We start from the raw sequence: 17,280 nt of genomic DNA, 5'->3' as shown, positions 1-17,280 counted from the left end.
GTTTCTGCGTTGGCACAGGCAATACACAGGAGGACGCGCCATGGCGATCAAGGACACCCCGGAGGAGTGGACGGTCACCGCGACCACGACGCCGTTCACCGGGAACAAGACCAGCGTGCGCACCGATACGGTCGTGATGCCGGACGGCTCCACCGTCACCCGCGACTACCAGGTCCACCCCGGCTCCGTGGCCGTCCTCGCGCTCGACGACGAGGGCCGGGTGCTGGTGCTGCGCCAGTACCGCCACCCCGTACGCCAGAAGCTGTGGGAGATCCCCGCCGGGCTCCTCGACGTCCCCGGTGAGAACCCGCTGCACGCCGCGCAGCGCGAGCTGTACGAGGAGGCGCACGTCAAGGCCGCGGACTGGCGGGTGCTGACCGATGTCTACACCACGCCCGGCGGCTGCGACGAGGCCGTACGGATCTTCCTCGCCCGTGATCTGTCCGAGGCAGAGGGCGAGCGGTTCGAGGTCTCCGAGGAGGAGGCCGACATGGAGCTGGCGCGGGTGCCGCACGACGAGCTGGTCCGCCTGGTACTCGCCGGTGATCTGCACAACAACTGCCTCGTCGTGGGGGTGCTGGCGCTGACCGCAGCCCGGGTTGGGGAGGGCCTGGACGCACTGCGGCCGGCCGATGCCCCGTGGCCGGCCCGCCCCTTCGAGGCCTGAGCCGCCGGGCCCGCCGCCGTCCCGCCACGAGCCGGTCGGATGATCCACCGATCCGATCGGGTGACGCAACCGCCCTGCTCTGCAGGGGAGGTGACGGCCCGTGAACTACGCTCGGCAACGTTCCGTCCCGGCGGCGGACACGTACGCGCAGGTGGACGGGAGCGTGACCGGTGACGGATCAGGCGGTGGGCGGGGGGCACCTCCCGCCGGAGATGGCGGACGGGCCTGCCACGGCGGCACCCGGACGGCGGGCGCCGGGGGTCCGCAGAGACGGCGCCGCCGCCCGCCCCGCCGCCCGTGCGACCGCCACCGCCCCCGCCGCCGGGTTCGCCGGACGCCGCCGCGAACTCAAGGCGCTGCACGCCGATATCGCCCGGGCCGGCCTGGACACCCTCTCCGGCCGCAAGGGCGCCCGCAGCCGGGTGCTGCTGATCGCCGGCCGCCCCGGGTCCGGGCGTACGGCCCTGGCCGAGGAGCTGCTGCGCGAACTGGCGGACGACCACCCCGACGGAGTGCTGCGGGCCACGCTGACCGGCCCGGGCGGCGAACCGGCCGACACCGGCCGCACCGCGCGGGAGCTGCTGGCCGCGCTCGGCCTCGACGCGGTGCCGGGCGCCGCCGAGGACGAGCTGGCCGAGCAGCTGCGCGATGCCCTCGCCGGGCGTCGCGCGCTGCTCTTCCTGGATGACGCACCGGGCGCCGAGCAGGTCGGACCGCTGCTCCCGGACGCCCCCGACTGCCTGGTCGTGGTGGTCTCGCAGGGGCCGCTGACCGGCATTTCGGACGTCCGGCCGTGTGCCCTGGGCGGCCTGGACAGCGCGGCCGGTGTCGACATGCTCAGCCGGTACGCCGGGCCGACCCGGATCACCGTCGACCCGCGCACCGCCGACAGCGTCGCCGAGGAGTGCGGCGGCCAGCCCGCCGCGCTGGTGCTGGCCGGTGCCTGGCTCGCCGCCCGCCCCATGTCCTCGGTCGCCGATCTGTACCAGGCACTGCACGCCGTCCCGCTGCCCGACGACCTGCCCACCGGCGCCCGACCGCTCTACCGCGCCTTCCGGCTCGTCCACGATGCCCTGCCGCCGCCCGCCGCCCGCATACTGCGGCTGATCACTCTGGCGCCCGGCGGTCTCGTGGACGCCCATATCGCCTCCGCCCTGGCCGGCTGCTCGGTGGCGGCGGCCGCCACGACGCTGGGCGACTTCACCGCGCTCGGCCTGCTGCGCCCGGCCGCCGCCGGGGACGACGGGCCCGCCGCCGCCGACGGTGCGCCCGACCCGGCCCTGCGCCCGCAGTACCGCCTGCCCGGCTGCCTCGCCCCGCTGGCGCGCGACCTGCTCCCGGAACACGAGCGCCCGGCCGACATCCAGCTGGCCCGCGCCCGGATGCTGGAGCGGACCGTACGGCTGCTCCAGTCCTGCCGGGCGATGGCCGAGCCGGCCGATTCCCCCGCGCGGCACAAGGTCGCCGGGCTGCCGCGCTCGCTGCGCTTCTCCTCGAGGGCCGCTGCCGCGCACTGGCTGCACACCCGCCGCGGTGCGCTGCTCGACGCCGCCGGGATCGCCGTCGCGGACGGCGAACTCGACACGCTGGACCGCCGGTTGATGGCCGCGCTGACCCGCACGCTGCTCGCGCACCAGGGCCCCGAGGCGGCCGCGCCGGACCTCTATGCGCTGCACGGGCTCGTGCTCCAGGTCGCCGAGCGGCGCGAGCTGCCACGGGAGAAAGCCGCCGCCCTGCTGAACCTCGCGGACCTGGACGGGCAGGCGGGCCGCACCGACCAGGCGCTCACCCGCTACCGGGGTGCGCTGGAGGCTGCCCGCTCGGTGCAGGACCCGGTGGCGACCGGCCGGGCGCTGGAGTCGCTGGGTGGTACGTACACCACGCTGGGTGACTGGCAGCGGGCCGCCGACTGGTACGGCCGGGCGCTGGAGTTGCGGCTGGCCCGCGGCGAGAGCGGGGACGCGGCGCGGCTGCAGGGCCGGATCGGCGGGGCGCACACCTATGCGGGCCGGTGGGGCGAAGCGCTCAAGGCCTGGCGGGCGGCGGTCGGCACCTACCGCAGGACCGGCGATGTGGCCGGCCAGGCGCGGGCGACCGGTGAGCTGGCCCGGGTGCAGGAGTACGCGGGACGGCCCGAGGAGGCGCTGCGGACCTGCCTCGAAGCTCTCGGCATCGCCAGGAAAGCGGGCGACGGACGACTGGAGGCGGCACTGCAACTACGGATTGCGGACACCCTCGACCGGCTCGGGGATCCGGCGGCGGCACGGCTCCACCGGGCCGTGGGGGAACGTCTCCTTGAAGATCACTCCCAGTAGCCTGCGAAATCGGTGGTGCTTCTCGCAAGAATTAATGCTTTGCAAGGCTAGACAACGAGAGCTCCTTCAATAGACTGGCCGGGCCGCGTTCGGCGCGGTCAGTTCCGTCATGCATCGCATGAGGGGATAATTCCTCCTGCACCCTCTCTTTCAAGGACCGTGATCGACGTGAAGGTCGGCATCCCCCGCGAGGTCAAGAACAACGAGTTCCGCGTGGCTATCACGCCCGCCGGAGTGAACGAACTCGTCCGCCACGGCCACCAGGTCTTCATCGAGAAGGACGCCGGCGCCGGCTCCTCCATCACGAATGAGGAGTACGTCTCCGCCGGTGCCTCCATCCTGGACACCGCCGACGAGGTCTGGGGCACCGCTGACCTGCTGCTGAAGGTCAAGGAGCCGATCGCGGAGGAGTACCACCGTCTCCGCAAGGACCAGACGCTCTTCACCTACCTGCACCTGGCCGCCTCCCGGGAGTGCACCGACGCGCTGCTGGAGTCCGGCACCACCGCGATCGCCTACGAGACCGTCGAGACGGCCGGCCGCCAGCTGCCGCTGCTCGCCCCGATGTCCGAGGTCGCGGGCCGGATCGCCCCGCAGGTCGGCGCCTACCACCTGATGCGCCAGGCCGGCGGCCGCGGTGTGCTGCCCGGCGGTGTCCCCGGTGTCCACGCGGGCAAGGCCGTCATCATCGGCGGTGGCGTCTCCGGCTGGAACGCGCTGCAGATCGCCGTGGGCCTCGGCTTCCACGTCACCCTGCTCGACAAGGACATCAACAAGCTCCGCGAGGCCGACAAGATCTTCGGCACCAAGGTGCAGACGATCGTCTCCAACGCCTACGAGCTGGAGAAGGCCGTCGTCGAGGCCGACCTCGTCGTCGGTGCCGTCCTGATCCCCGGCGCCAAGGCGCCGAAGCTGGTCACCAACGAGCTCGTCGCCAAGATGAAGCCCGGAAGTGTTCTTGTCGACATCGCGATCGACCAGGGCGGCTGCTTCGAGGACTCCCGTCCCACCACGCACGCCGAGCCGACCTTCGCGGTCCACAACTCGGTCTTCTACTGCGTCGCCAACATGCCCGGCGCGGTGCCGAACACCTCCACCCACGCCCTCACCAACGCCACGCTGCCCTACATCGTGGAGCTGGCGAACCGTGGCTGGGTCGAGGCGCTGCGCCGTGACCCGGCGCTGGCCAAGGGCCTGAACACGCACGACGGCAAGGTCGTCTACGGCCCCGTCGCCGAGGCGCACGGCCTGGAGCACGTCGAACTGCGCACCCTCCTCGGCTGAGACGTCAACGAAGCGCGTCAACGCTGCATATCCGGCCGGGCCTTGTCGACAAGGCCCGGCCGGTTGCATGCGTGGTGCGCGGAACGCCGTGTTCCGGAACGGTGGCCTCCAACTCGCCGCGAACGTGACCCTTTAGCCGTTTCGCGCACCCCGGAAACTTCGGTCCGACGCCACTTGCGCCCTTGACATCGGGGGTCCGGTTACCGACACATCGTGCCGGGTCCGGTGGATTGTGTTGCTGCGGACGCCCGACACGCCATAGAGTCGCCAACCGTCGGCATGGTGCCACGCTGACCTATCGATAAAGTTTCCTGGTCACATCCAAGGAGGTAAGACGACTTGTGAATGAGTCGACATTTTCTCCCGGAGGTGGTCAACCAGGAGCGGTTGCAGGGGACCAGGGTCCCTCGGGGCGCGAGGCTGTCGGCTCCGTCGCGGTCCACACCTTCGCAGACCACCAGAGCATTTCCACGACAGCCCACCAGAGCATGGACGGCCATCACGTGAACGCCATGGCCGGCGACCGGGGCAGTGGAGAACCCGCCCGTCTCGCCGACTACGACGACCTGCCCCAGGGGCACTTCTACGATCCGGACGCGGAGTACGAGCCGGACCCCGAGTACGCCGCGACGCTCGCGCCGGACGCCGCGCGCCAGCGCCGCGAACGCGTCGGCCCGACCGGACGCCCGCTCCCCTATTTCCCCATCCCGGGACCGCTGTCCGAGCACGGTCCCGCCAAAATCATTGCCATGTGCAACCAGAAGGGCGGGGTCGGCAAGACCACCTCGACCATCAACCTGGGCGCCGCACTTGCCGAATACGGACGACGGGTGCTGCTCGTCGACTTCGACCCCCAGGGTGCCCTGTCGGTCGGACTCGGCGTCAACCCGATGGAGCTCGACCTGACGGTCTACAACCTGCTCATGGAGCGGGGTATGGCGGCCGACGAAGTGCTCCTGAAGACCGCGGTCCCCAACATGGACCTGCTGCCCAGCAATATCGATTTGTCAGCGGCAGAGGTGCAGTTGGTCAGCGAGGTCGCGCGCGAGTCGACCCTGCAGCGTGCCCTGAAGCCGCTGCTGGCCGACTACGACTACATCGTCATCGACTGCCAGCCCTCTCTCGGTCTGCTCACCGTCAACGCCCTGACGGCGGCTCACAAGGTCATCGTGCCGCTGGAGTGCGAGTTCTTCGCGCTGCGCGGTGTCGCGCTGCTCACCGAGACGATCGAGAAGGTCCAGGAACGGCTCAACCCCGAGCTGGAGCTGGACGGCATCCTGGCGACGATGTACGACTCCCGCACGGTGCACAGCCGTGAGGTGCTGGCGCGCGTCGTCGAGGCCTTCGACGATCACGTTTACCACACCGTCATCGGCCGTACGGTCCGCTTCCCCGAGACCACCGTCGCGGGCGAGCCGATCACCACGTACGCCTCCAACTCCGTCGGCGCCGCCGCCTATCGTCAGCTCGCCAGGGAGGTGCTCGCCCGGTGTCACGCCGAGTGAGTCTGCCGGGAGCCGACGAACTGTTCCGCACCACCGGGGGAGGGGGGCTCCAGCCCTCCAGCCCCCGCCGCTCGGCGAACGGCTCCACGGCCGGCGCCGAGGCGCCCCGGGTACCGGCACCGGCCGGTGAGCCCGATACGGCGGAGGAAGGGCCGGAGGCGGCCACCGCGGTACGGCAGCGACGGTCCGGGGCCGGCGGCTGGGACGCTCCGGCGGCGACGGCCGGTGACGGCGGACCGGCCACACCCCCGAGGGTGCCCGCCGTCGGCCCCCCGGCCGAGCACGGCGGCCGGGAGAGCGACGGCGATGCCGCCAAGGGCCACCGGGCCCAGGCGGGCCAGGGCGGCCAGGCGGGCTCCGACGCGGCCGCCGCGGCGGCACAGGCCGGTGGCCAGGGCCGCCGGCGCGGCGGCTCCCGCGGCGCCAACCGCCGCCCGAGCGGCCGGGAGCGGCACGACGAGAAGATCACCGTCTATGTCTCCGCCGAGGAGCTCATGGACCTCGAACACGCCCGGCTGGTACTGCGCGGTGAGCACGGGCTCGCCGTCGACCGCGGCCGGATCGTCCGCGAGGCGGTCGCCGTCGTCCTCGCCGACCTGGAGTCGCGCGGTGACGCCAGCATTCTGGTGCGGCGGCTGCGGGGGCGCTGACGCCCGGCCCGGCGCATGCCCGGGGCGCGGCCGGTCCGGCACCACCGGGTGCCCGCGTCGTGGCCGCTCGCCGTGGTGGCGGAGTTTTCCTGCGGCGGAGCCTTTCCTGTGACGGTGCTCCCTGGGGCGGTGCCTTCCTGTGACGGTGCATTCCCGGCGGCTGCCGTGGTGCCGAGAGGGTGCTGAAACGTCACGCCGCGCGGGGCCGGCCGCGCCGGGGTCGGCGCTCGCGCGGGTGCCGCGGGATAGCCTGCCTCCTCGGCGGGTTGTCCCGCCCGTGACCAGCCCGTCGCCCCCGGCACGGGACCACAGCACCATGGACCGACCGCGATGCCGACGACCAACGATGACGCCCCCGCGCCCCGCGCCCGTAGACCTCTCGGACGCGGGGCCGCCGCGGGGCCGGAGGTGCTGGATGTGCCGGCGGGGTCGGAGGGGCCGGACGACGGCCCCGGGGCTGCCGGGTCGGCCGAGGCGCCGGAGGCTGCCGACGGGCCACCGGTAGCTGCTCCCGCGGATGTCCCCGGCGCGGACGCCCCCGCCGGGGACGCCCCCGAGGGCACCCCTGGAGACGTCCCCGAGGGGGCCCCTGATGCCTCTCCCGGCGGGACTTCCCCCGGGGCCCGCGACGGTACGTTCACCCTCCGGCTGGAGAACTTCGAGGGCCCCTTCGATCTCCTTCTGCAGTTGATCTCCAAGCACAAGCTGGACGTCACCGAGGTCGCGCTGTCCAAGGTGACCGACGAATTCATGGCGCACATCCGGGCCATGGGGCCGGACTGGGACCTGGACCAGACCACGGAGTTCCTGGTCGTCGCGGCGACGCTGCTGGATCTGAAGGCGGCCCGGCTGCTGCCCGCCGCCGAAGTGGAGGACGAGGCCGATCTCGCGCTCCTGGAGGCCCGTGATCTGCTTTTCGCCCGGCTGCTGCAGTACCGCGCCTACAAGCGCATCGCGGACATCTTCAGCGGCAGGCTGGCCGACGAGGCCCGGCGCTATCCCCGTACGGTCGGGCTGGAGCCGTGCCTCGCCGAGCTGCTGCCCGAGGTGGTCATCAGCACCGGGGCGGAGGGGTTCGCCAAGCTCGCGGTGAAGGCGATGCAGCCCAAGGCCCGGCCCCAGGTCTATGTCGACCACATCCATGCGCCGCTGGTGAGCGTGCGGGAGCAGGCCGAGGTGCTGATGGCGCGGCTGCGCGAGGCGGGCGAGGCCGGCTTCCAGGATCTGTGCGCGGACGCCCCGGACACCCTTACCGTCGTGGCGCGCTTCCTGGCCCTGCTGGAGCTCTACCGGGAGCGGGTGGTGGTCCTGGAGCAGGAGGAGGCCCTGGGGGCGCTCACGGTCCGGTGGACGGGCGCGGAGGGGGCCGAGCCAGCGGTCACGGACGAGTTCGACCGGGAACCGGGGCAGAGTGCCGCCGAGGCGGAGCCGGAAGAGGACACAGCGGGGCAGGGAGAGCACCCAGCGGAGGAGCGGGAATGAGCGGCGTGGCCGGGAACGGGGCGTACGACATCACGGAGGCGGCGTCCGGCCAGGGCGAGATCGCGGGGGAGAGCGCGGGGGAGCGGCCCGAGGCACCGGCCGGGGCGCTGGGAGTGGCCGAGCTGGCGCTGAAGCCCGCGCTGGAGGCGGTCCTCATGGTCGTCGACGAGCCCGCGACCGAGGAACACCTGGCCAGGGTGTTGCAGCGGCCCCGCCGGGCGGTCGCGCTGGCGCTGCGCGAGCTGTCCGAGGACTACGCACGCCAGGGGCGCGGTTTCGACCTGCGCCTGGTGGCCGGGGGCTGGCGGTTCTACTCCCGTGCCGAGTACGCGGACGCGGTGGAGAGCTTCGTCCTGGACGGGCAGCAGGCCCGGCTCACCCAGGCGGCTTTGGAGACTCTGGCCGTGGTCGCGTACCGTCAGCCGGTCAGCCGTTCCCGGGTCTCGGCCGTACGCGGCGTGAACTGTGACGGTGTGATGCGCACACTCCTCCAGCGCGGCCTGGTGGAGGAGGCGGGGACGGAACCTGAAACAGGTGCGATCCTGTACAGGACGACGAATTACTTTCTGGAGCGGATGGGCCTGCGCGGCCTGGACGAGCTCCCTGAGCTCGCACCGTTCCTCCCGGAGGCGGAGGCGGTGGAGGGTGACTCCCCGGAAGGTATCCCGTCGTTCGACGTAGACGACAGCGGCGACTCTCAGACGGATCATTGATGCGAAGCAGCGGCAGGAACAACGACAGCGGGCGGGGCAACTACCGCGGTGCGAGTGAGGGCCCCTCCCGGCCGAAGGCTGGGGGAAAGCGGGACGAGAAGCAGCAGCGCGCCGGCCGTCCCCGTCCCGAGGAGCGCCGCTACGACGTGGGCGGCCCCGGTGACCAGGGCGGCAAGGACGGGCGCGGCGGTGCCAAGAGCGGCGGCGCCAAGAGCGCCGGCGCCAAGAGCGGTGGTCCCAAGAGCGGTGCCCCCAAGAGCGGTGCCCCCAAGAGCGGCGGCAGCCGTGGCGCGGCGGCCCGTGGCGGGGCCAAGGGCGGCCCGCGTGCCGGCGCCGCGTCCAAGGGATCTGGCCCCGGTGCCAAGGGCGGCCCGCAGCGCGGCCGCGGCCAGGCGCCCGCACGGCCCCGTGAGTACGACGCCCAGGTGGAGGAGCGCAACCGCGCCCGCCACAACAAGCCGCAGGTCAAGACGCCCAAGACGTTCGGCGACCAGGAGGGCGAGCGCCTGCAGAAGGTGCTTGCCAGGGCCGGTATGGGCTCGCGGCGGGCCTGCGAGGAACTGATCGACCAGGCGCGCGTCGAGGTCAACGGCCAGATCGTCATGGAGCAGGGCGTCCGGGTCGACCCGGAGAAGGACGAGATCAAGGTCGACGGCCTGACGGTCGCCACCCAGTCCTACCTCTTCTTCGCGCTGAACAAGCCGGCCGGTGTGGTCTCCACCATGGAGGACCCGGACGGCCGCCAGTGCCTGGGCGACTACGTCACCAACCGTGAGACGCGGCTGTTCCACGTCGGCCGGCTGGACACCGAGACCGAGGGCATCATCCTGCTCACCAACCACGGCGAGCTGGCCCACCGTCTGACGCACCCGCGCTACGGCGTCAAAAAGACCTACCTGGCCGCGATCCAGGGCCCCCTCCCGCGCGACCTGGGCAAGCAGCTCAAGGACGGCATCCAGCTGGAGGACGGCTACGCCCGCGCCGACCACTTCCGGGTCGTCGAGAACACCGGCAAGAACTACCTCGTCGAGGTCACGCTCCACGAGGGCCGTAAGCACATCGTGCGCCGCATGCTGTCGGAGGCCGGCTTCCCGGTCGACAAGCTCGTCCGTACGAGCTTCGGCCCGATCGCCCTGGGCGACCAGAAGTCGGGCTGGCTGCGCCGGATGACCAACACCGAGGTCGGCATGCTGATGCGCGAGGTCGAGCTCTAGTCGTCGTCACCAGGGGGAGGCCCCCTGGGAAGACAAAGCCCTTGCGGCGGCGTCGCACCACCCCTTAATGTCACCATGACATTAAGGGGTGGTTTTTTGATGGTGTCCACGGGGTCCGCCGCTACCGGCTCGCTGATCGGGCTCGCTCTCGGTGACGCGCTCGGCTTTCCCACCGAGTTCAACGATGTGCCGTCGATCCTGGCCAAGTGCGGCCCGTGGCAGCAGATGGCGCTGCCCGAACCCGCCTTCGTCACCGACGACACCCAGATGACGCTGGCGCTGGGCCGCGGGCTGCGCACCGCCATGGGGCGCGGCGAGCTCACCCCGGCCGGCCTCCTGGGTCCCGTGCGCGAGGAGTACGTCGCCTGGTGGCGCTCGCCCGACAACAACCGGGCACCGGGCGGGACGTGTCTGCGGGCCTGTGAACTCCTCAGTGACCGGGACCTGCCCTGGGCCCGGGCCGCTCAGATGGGGTCGAAGGGCTGCGGCGCCAATATGCGGGTCGCGCCGATCGGGCTGGCACCGGGGCTGAGCCCCCAGCAGCGCTCCGGCGCCGCGCAGTTGCAGGCCGCGCTGACCCACGGGCACCCGACCGCGCTGGCCGCCGGCGATCTGACCGCCTACGCCGTACGCGCCCTCGCCGACGGCACGCCGCCCGCCGAGCTGCCCGGCCGGCTCCGGGTGTACGCCCAGGGCCGCCGCACCGTCTACCGGGAGGACTGGCTCGGCGACCTGTGGCGGCGGAGCCAGGACCGCTCCGCGGCGGCCTTCATCGCGCGTGGCTGGGACGAGTGCCTCGGTGTCCTGGACCGGCTGGACGCGGCGCTCGGTGCCCCGGACCCGGAGGCCGACCCCTGCCTGGCCACCGGCGCCGGCTGGATCGCCGAAGAGGCGCTGGCCACCGGCCTGCTGTGCTTCCTGCTCTTCCCCGGCGAACCGCTCACCGCGCTGCGCCGGGCCGCCTGCACCTCCGGTGACTCCGACTCGATCGCCTGCCTCACCGGCGCCTTCGCGGGTGCCTACCTGGGTGCCGGCGCCTGGCCCGGGGAGTGGGCTGCCCGTATCGAGTACCGCTCGGAGCTGCTGGCACTGGGGGAGGCCTGGGATGCCTGAGAACTCTATGGCGGCCGGAGCGGGCCCCGGAACCGCTCCCGGTGCGGCCGCCGAGCGGGCGGCCGTCCTCCGCGCGGCCGGGCTGCCCGCCGTCGACCTGGACGCCGTGGTGGCCGGGCAGGACGATCCGCTGGTCTTCGCGACGGTCTCCGGCGCACACCTGTACGGCTTCCCGTCCCGGGACTCCGATGTCGACCTGCGCGGCGCCCACCTCCTGCCGGCCGCCGCCCTCCTCGGCCTGCACGAGCCCGAGGAGTCGCGGACCCGGATGTGGGAGCAGGACCGCACCGAACTGGACCTGGTCTCGCACGACCTGCGCAAGTTCGCCCGGCTCCTGCTGCGGCGCAACGGCTACGTGCTGGAGCAGCTGGTCTCGCCCCTGGTCGTGCACACCACTCCCGTGCACGACGAACTGCTCGCGCTGGTGCCGGACCTGCTCACCTCCCACCACGCCCACCACTACCGGGGCTTCGCCGGGACCCAGTGGCGGCTGTTCGAGAAGACCGGTGAGCTGAAGCCGCTGCTGTACACGCTGCGGGTGCTGCTCACCGGCATCCACCTCATGGACAGCGGCCGGGTGCAGCCCCATCTGCCCACGCTGGTGGGTGAGTTGGCCGCGCCCGCCTACATACCGGAGCTGATAGCGGCCAAGGAGGAGGCCGAACACGGCACGGCAGGCGAGGTGGTCGCCCCGGAGCGGCTGCGCGAGGACGTCGACGCGCTGCACGCCCGGCTCGACGCCGCCCAGGAAGCGACGGCCCTGCCGGACGCCCCCGGTGCCCGCGAGGCGCTGCACGACCTCGTCGTCCGGGCCAGGACCGACCGTCCGGGCCGGGGCTGACCGTCCGGGCCGGAACCAATCGTCCGGCCAGGACGCATCGTCCGGGACCGGGACGGCCGGGCCTCAGCCGAGTGCCGATGCCCGCCGGGCCCGGAACAGGAAGTCGGCCACCCGGCCCCGGTCCGGCTCGGCCGGCAACGGCGAGCCGGACACCGCGGCCTCCGCCTCCTCGGCCAGCCGCGCCATCCGGCGCTCCACGGTCTCCCAGGCCACCTCACCGCGCCGGACCGCCAGCAGCTCCTCCCGGTCCTGGCCGACGTCCAGCGTGAGCCGGCCGGTACGGAGCAGATCGCGGGACGAGGCCAGCAGCCGCAGCAGATGCATGGCGTGCTTCCAGCGGGGCGCGCCGTGCTGGCGTACATCGGCCCGCAGCTGCTTGAGCTGACCGCCGGCGTAGCCCGTGAACGTGCGGTGGGCCTGCCGGGACAGGAAGGCGTCGCGCAGCGCGAGCAGTTCCCGGCCGGTGGCGTCGACCCGCTCGACCAGGGGGGAGTGCAGACACTCCAGGATGGTGGGGTTGGCGCGCAGGGCCAGATGGCAGAACCGCTCCAGCTCCCAGGAGAACTCCTCCTCGCGCGGCCCCTCCACATGGGTCGGCGGCTTCTCGAAGCCCCAGAAGAGCGGGGTGGGCGCGAGATACACCCCGCGCCGGTCGGTGTCACTGGTCTCCGTGGCCAGACCGAAGGCGCGCGAGCCCATCACACAGGCGTAGACGGTGTGCTCGGCGACCAGGGTGTGACCTTCGGCGGCTTCGGACATGGCGGCGATTGTCGCTGGTGGGATGGTGAATGTCACCAGGTTTTGAAAGCGGAATGTTGAACTCCGGCGGCCTGTTCACTGTCGGTGGGCGGCCGGTCGCGACGCGCAGGGACCGCGGCCCGTGCGCCTTCGGCCGCCGCGCCGCCGCCGTCGCATAAGGGCCGCAGGGCGGCCGCCGCGTACGGATTGTCGGTGCGGCTGGTTACGCTGATCAGTGCGCGCACAGGTGCGTGACGCGGCACAGAACGCAAGGGGAGCAGCGACGTGGCGGTACGAGCGGTCCGCGGGGCCGTCCAGCTGGAGCGGGACGACGCGGAGCATATGCAGCAGCAGGTCGGCGAACTGCTCACCGCCGTCCTCGAACGCAACGGCCTCGGCGCGGACGACCTGATCAGCGTCTGGTTCACCGCCACCCCCGATCTGCACAGCGACTTCCCGGCAGCCGCCGCGCGCGCCCTGGGCATCACGGACGTCCCGCTGATCTGCGCCCAGGAGCTGGACATCACCGGCGCCATGGAGCGCGTGGTGCGGGTGCTCGCCCATGTGGAGACCGATCTGTCCAAGGCCGGGATCGCCCATGTCTACCTCGGCGCGGCCGGGGCGCTGCGAAAGGACATTGCGCAGTGAGGAGCGCACTCGTCATCGGAACGGGCCTGATCGGCACCTCCGCCGCGCTGGCGCTGAGCGCCCGCGGCGTCCAGGTCTTCCTGGAGGACCACGACCAGGCCCAGGCCCTGACGGCCGCCGCGCTCGGCGCCGGCACCGCCGAGGCGCCCCCGGGCCCGGTCGATCTGGCCATCGTGGCCGTGCCGCCGGCCCATGTCGCGGCGGCGCTGGCCGGTGCCATACGGCGTGGGGCGGCCCGCGCCTACCTCGACGTCGCCAGCGTCAAGGGCGGCCCGCGCCGCGAGCTGGAGGCGATGGGCTGCGAGCTGTCCGGCTACCTCGGCACCCACCCGATGGCCGGCAAGGAGCGCTCCGGCCCGCTGGCCGCCACCGCCGACCTCTTCGAGGGCCGGCCCTGGGTGCTCACCCCGACCCGCGACGGCGACACCAAGGTGCTCAATCTCGCACTGGAGCTGGTCGCCCTGTGCCGGGCCGTCCCGGTGGTGATGGACGCGGATGCGCACGACCGCGCCGTCGCCCTGGTCTCGCACACCCCGCAACTGGTCTCCAGCCTGGTGGCCGCCCGGCTCAAGGGTGCCGACGAGACCGCCGTACGGCTCTGCGGCCAGGGCATCCGCGATGTGACGCGGATCGCGGCCTCCGATCCGGCGATGTGGATCGACATCCTCTCCGCCAATCCGGGCCCGGTCGCCGATGTGCTGGGCGAGATCGCCGCCGACCTGGACGAGACGGTACGGTCCCTGCGCGCCCTGGAGTCCGCCGACGACGCGAAGCGCGGCGGGGGCGCCGGCGGCATCGCGGACGTGCTCCGCCGCGGCAATGCCGGGCGGGAGCGGGTGCCCGGCAAGCACGGCGCCGCCCCGGCCATCTATGAGATCGTCGCCGTGCACATCGGTGACCAGCCCGGCGAGCTGGCCCGGATCTTCGCCGACGCCGGCCGGGTGGGGGTCAACATCGAGGACGTCCGCATCGAGCACGCCACCGGCCAGCAGGCGGGCTTCATCCAGCTCATGGTCGAGCCGCAGGCCGTGCCGGTGCTGACCGCGGAGCTGCGGGAGCGGGGCTGGTCCATCCGGCAGTGAGACCGTGGACGGGGCGGTGCGGGTGAGCCAGTAACCTTGTCCGAGGCCCTTGTGGCCTTGGACCCCCGCCCCGTGTACAAGAAAGGTGTTCGTCACCGTGGAAACCGCCGCTCGGACCGCCCCGGCAGCAGTGATTGTCGCCATCGACGGCCCCGCAGGCACGGGCAAGTCCAGCACGTCCAAGGCCGTCGCCGCCAAGCTGGGCCTCGGCTACCTCGACACCGGCGCCCAGTACCGCGCGATCACCTGGTGGATGCTGACCAACGGCATCGACGTCAACGACGCGACCGCGGTGGCCGACGCCTCCGCCAAGCCCGTGATCGTCTCCGGCACCGACCCGGCCGCCCCGACCATCACGGTCGACGGCCTGGACGCCGCGGGCCCGATCCGCACCCAGGAGGTCACCGCCGCGGTCAGCGCCGTCAGCGCCGTGCCCGAGGTGCGGACCCTGATCACCGATCTGCAGCGCAGCATCGCCGCCGAGGCGCCGAACGGCATCGTCGTCGAGGGCCGGGACATCGGCATCACCGTCCTGCCCGACGCCGACCTCAAGGTCTTCCTCACCGCCTCCCCCGAGGCGCGGGCGGCCCGCCGCAGCGGCGAGCTCAAGGGCAAGGAGGCCGGCGACCTGGCCGCCACCCGCGAGGCGCTGATCAAGCGGGACGCCGCCGACTCCGGCCGCAAGACCTCCCCGCTGGCCAAGGCGGACGATGCCGTCGAGGTCGACACCACCGAGCTGACGCTGGAGCAGGTCATCGAGTGCGTGGTCACCCTCATCGAGGGCGCCGGCGCCGAGAAGGCAGGGCGGGTCGCCCGGTGACCGAAAGCGGCGGGGCCCCGAGCGAGGCGGGCGCCGCGGTCGGCCGGCGGATCGGCATCGGCCTGATGTACGGGCTGTGGCGGCCGCGGGTGCTGGGCGCCTGGCGGGTGCCCTCGGCCGGCCCGGTGATCCTTGCCGTCAACCACTCGCACGGCATCGACGGCCCGATGCTGATGGGCACCGCGCCGCGGCCGGTGCACTTCCTGATCAAGAAGGAAGCCTTCGTCGGCCCGCTGAACCCCTTCCTGCGGGGCATCGGGCAGCTGAAGGTGGACCGCGACACCGTCGACCGCAAGGCGATCACCGACGCCCTCGGGGTGCTGACCCAGGGCGGAGTGCTGGGGATCTTCCCGGAAGGCACCCGCGGCGAGGGCGACTTCGCCTCCCTGCGGGCGGGCCTGGCGTACTTCGCGGTGCGCTCCGGCGCCCCCGTGGTGCCGGTGGCGGTGCTCGGCAGCACGGAGCGGCACAGCCGGCTGACCCCGGCCGTGCCGCCGCTGCGCTCCCGCGTCGATGTCGTCTTCGGGGACGCCTTCGAGGCGGGCGACAACAGTGGCCGGCGCACCCGTAAGGCGCTCGACGAGGCGACCGTACGGATCCAGGAGCGGCTGACCGCCCACCTGGCACAGGCCAGGCGCCTGACCGGGCGCTGAACAGACTTGAGTAGTGGGCCGCGGACGAGCGGCCCACCGATCACGATGATGAACGAGGAACGGACTTCATGAACGACCAGATCCCCGCCGGCGACGAGCACGGTGCGCTGGGCGACGCCGAGTACGCGGAGTTCATGGAGCTCGCCGCGGAGGAGGGCTTCGACCTCGAGGAGGTCGGGGGCGACATCGCCGCGGCCGGCCACGGCCCGCTGCCCGTCCTCGCCGTCATCGGCCGCCCCAATGTCGGCAAGTCGACCCTGGTGAACCGCATCATCGGCCGCCGGGAAGCGGTCGTCGAGGACAAGCCGGGCGTCACCCGCGACCGCGTCACCTACGAGGCCGACTGGAACGGCCGCCGCTTCAAGGTCGTCGACACCGGCGGCTGGGAGCAAGACGTCCTCGGCATCGACGCCTCCGTGGCGCTGCAGGCCGAGTTCGCCATCGAGGCCGCCGACGCGGTGGTCTTCGTCGTCGACGCCAAGGTCGGCGCGACCGACACCGACGAGGCCGTCGTCAAGCTGCTGCGCCGGGCCGGCAAGCCCGTGGTCCTGGTCGCCAACAAGGTGGACGGCCCGTCGGGCGAGGCCGACGCCGCCATGCTGTGGTCGCTCGGCCTCGGCGAGCCGCACCCGGTCTCCGCCCTCCACGGCCGGGGCACCGGCGACATGCTCGACGCCGCCCTGGACGCCCTGCCCGAGGCGCCCGCGCAGACCTTCGGCACCGCGCTCGGCGGCCCCCGCCGGATCGCGCTCATCGGCCGCCCGAACGTCGGCAAGTCGTCGCTGCTGAACAAGGTCGCCGGCGAGGAGCGGGTGGTCGTCAACGAGATCGCCGGCACCACCCGTGACCCGGTCGACGAGATGATCGAACTCGGTGGCAAGACCTGGAAGTTCGTGGACACCGCCGGTATCCGCCGCCGGGTGCACCTCCAGGAAGGCGCCGACTACTACGCCTCGCTGCGTACCGCGGCGGCCGTCGAGAAGGCCGAGGTCGCGGTCGTCCTGATCGACGCGTCCGAATCCATCAGCGTCCAGGACCAGCGCATCCTCACGATGGCCGTGGAGGCCGGACGCGCCCTGGTCATCGCCTACAACAAGTGGGACACCCTCGACGAGGAGCGCCGCTACTACCTGGAGCGGGAGATCGAGCGGGACCTCGTGCAGATCCCCTGGGCGATGCGGGTGAACGTCTCCGCGCGCACCGGCCGGCACATGGAGAAGCTGGTCCCGGCGATCGAGACAGCGCTGGACGGCTGGGAGACCCGCATTCCCACCGGGCGGCTGAACGCCTTCCTCGGTGAGATCGTCGCCTCCCACCCGCACCCGATCCGCGGCGGCAAGCAGCCCCGCATCCTCTTCGGCACCCAGGCGGGTACCAAGCCGCCGCGCTTCGTCCTCTTCGCCTCCGGCTTCCTGGAGGCCGGTTACCGCCGCTTCGTCGAGCGGCGGCTGCGCGAGGAGTTCGGCTTCGACGGCACGCCGATCCACATCTCCGTGCGGGTGCGCGAGAAGCGCAGCAGGAAGAAGTAGTAGCGGCGGCCCGGGCCGCGCGGACC

16 protein-coding genes are annotated in these 17,280 nt (G+C 72.6%); 15 read left to right on the top strand and 1 reads right to left on the bottom strand.

Annotation, left to right across the window (positions count from 1 at the left end):
- Window positions 1-40 precede the first annotated feature (40 nt).
- From ABR737_RS11890 to ABR737_RS11845, 10 genes are all read left to right on the top strand, one after another.
- Window positions 41-667, top strand: coding sequence for an NUDIX domain-containing protein (locus ABR737_RS11890; protein ID WP_350250156.1), 627 nt, complete (start codon window positions 41-43; stop codon window positions 665-667).
- Between the two features lie 170 nt (window positions 668-837).
- Window positions 838-2,982, top strand: a complete 2,145-nt coding sequence (locus tag ABR737_RS11885) for a tetratricopeptide repeat protein (RefSeq protein ID WP_350250155.1) — start codon at window positions 838-840, stop codon at window positions 2,980-2,982.
- 168 nt (window positions 2,983-3,150) lie between these two features.
- Complete coding sequence (gene ald, locus ABR737_RS11880) at window positions 3,151-4,266, top strand: alanine dehydrogenase (RefSeq protein WP_088801953.1); 1,116 nt, start codon at window positions 3,151-3,153, stop codon at window positions 4,264-4,266.
- A 488-nt stretch (window positions 4,267-4,754) separates the two neighbouring features.
- Entirely contained in the window at window positions 4,755-5,771 is a 1,017-nt protein-coding gene (locus ABR737_RS11875; protein ID WP_350250154.1) for a ParA family protein, read from the top strand.
- Window positions 5,756-6,421: a hypothetical protein gene (locus ABR737_RS11870; RefSeq protein ID WP_350250153.1), complete on the top strand. Its 666-nt coding sequence runs from the start codon at window positions 5,756-5,758 to the stop codon at window positions 6,419-6,421. The genes ABR737_RS11875 and ABR737_RS11870 overlap by 16 nt, the downstream gene beginning before the upstream one ends.
- 330 nt (window positions 6,422-6,751) lie before the next feature.
- Window positions 6,752-7,903, top strand: a complete 1,152-nt coding sequence (locus ABR737_RS11865; RefSeq protein ID WP_350250152.1) for a segregation and condensation protein A — start codon at window positions 6,752-6,754, stop codon at window positions 7,901-7,903.
- Window positions 7,900-8,616 (top strand): SMC-Scp complex subunit ScpB, encoded by a 717-nt coding sequence (gene scpB, locus ABR737_RS11860; RefSeq protein ID WP_350250151.1) that lies wholly within the window; start codon window positions 7,900-7,902, stop codon window positions 8,614-8,616. The genes ABR737_RS11865 and scpB overlap by 4 nt, the downstream gene beginning before the upstream one ends.
- The gene (locus ABR737_RS11855; RefSeq protein ID WP_350250150.1) at window positions 8,616-9,830 is read left to right on the top strand and encodes a pseudouridine synthase; all 1,215 of its coding nucleotides are present in this window, start codon (window positions 8,616-8,618) and stop codon (window positions 9,828-9,830) included. The genes scpB and ABR737_RS11855 overlap by 1 nt, the downstream gene beginning before the upstream one ends.
- Before the next feature lie 99 nt (window positions 9,831-9,929).
- Window positions 9,930-10,943 (top strand): ADP-ribosylglycohydrolase family protein, encoded by a 1,014-nt coding sequence (locus ABR737_RS11850; RefSeq protein ID WP_350250149.1) that lies wholly within the window; start codon window positions 9,930-9,932, stop codon window positions 10,941-10,943.
- The gene (locus ABR737_RS11845) at window positions 10,936-11,784 is read left to right on the top strand and encodes a nucleotidyltransferase domain-containing protein (protein ID WP_502964307.1); all 849 of its coding nucleotides are present in this window, start codon (window positions 10,936-10,938) and stop codon (window positions 11,782-11,784) included. The genes ABR737_RS11850 and ABR737_RS11845 overlap by 8 nt, the downstream gene beginning before the upstream one ends.
- Before the next feature lie 63 nt (window positions 11,785-11,847).
- Here ABR737_RS11845 and ABR737_RS11840 read toward each other — a convergent pair whose 3' ends face one another.
- Window positions 11,848-12,543, bottom strand: coding sequence for a nucleotidyltransferase domain-containing protein (locus tag ABR737_RS11840; RefSeq protein WP_350250148.1), 696 nt, complete (start codon window positions 12,541-12,543; stop codon window positions 11,848-11,850).
- A gap of 264 nt (window positions 12,544-12,807) precedes the next feature.
- On the opposite strand from ABR737_RS11840, the gene aroH reads away from it, so the two are divergent.
- The 5 genes from aroH (at window position 12,808) to der (ending at window position 17,254) form a co-directional block, all read left to right on the top strand.
- Entirely contained in the window at window positions 12,808-13,170 is a 363-nt protein-coding gene (aroH, locus tag ABR737_RS11835) for a chorismate mutase (RefSeq protein WP_350250147.1), read from the top strand.
- On the top strand, window positions 13,167-14,252 hold the full coding sequence (locus ABR737_RS11830) for a prephenate dehydrogenase (protein WP_350250146.1): 1,086 nt from the start codon (window positions 13,167-13,169) through the stop codon (window positions 14,250-14,252). The genes aroH and ABR737_RS11830 overlap by 4 nt, the downstream gene beginning before the upstream one ends.
- 85 nt (window positions 14,253-14,337) lie before the next feature.
- Window positions 14,338-15,072 carry a (d)CMP kinase gene (gene cmk / locus ABR737_RS11825; protein ID WP_311625739.1) on the top strand — a complete coding sequence of 245 codons (735 nt, stop codon included), beginning with the start codon at window positions 14,338-14,340 and terminating at the stop codon, window positions 15,070-15,072.
- The gene (locus ABR737_RS11820; RefSeq protein WP_350250145.1) at window positions 15,069-15,725 is read left to right on the top strand and encodes a lysophospholipid acyltransferase family protein; all 657 of its coding nucleotides are present in this window, start codon (window positions 15,069-15,071) and stop codon (window positions 15,723-15,725) included. Before cmk ends, ABR737_RS11820 begins: the two co-directional genes overlap by 4 nt.
- A 68-nt stretch (window positions 15,726-15,793) precedes the next feature.
- Window positions 15,794-17,254 (top strand): ribosome biogenesis GTPase Der, encoded by a 1,461-nt coding sequence (gene der / locus ABR737_RS11815; protein ID WP_350250144.1) that lies wholly within the window; start codon window positions 15,794-15,796, stop codon window positions 17,252-17,254.
- Window positions 17,255-17,280 lie beyond the last annotated feature (26 nt).

This window comes from Streptomyces sp. Edi2 (assembly GCF_040253635.1).
Taxonomy (GTDB): Bacteria; Actinomycetota; Actinomycetes; order Streptomycetales; family Streptomycetaceae; genus Streptomyces.
The sequence above is the reverse complement of the archived record's forward strand: the minus strand, read 5'-3'. Positions and strand labels throughout refer to the sequence as shown.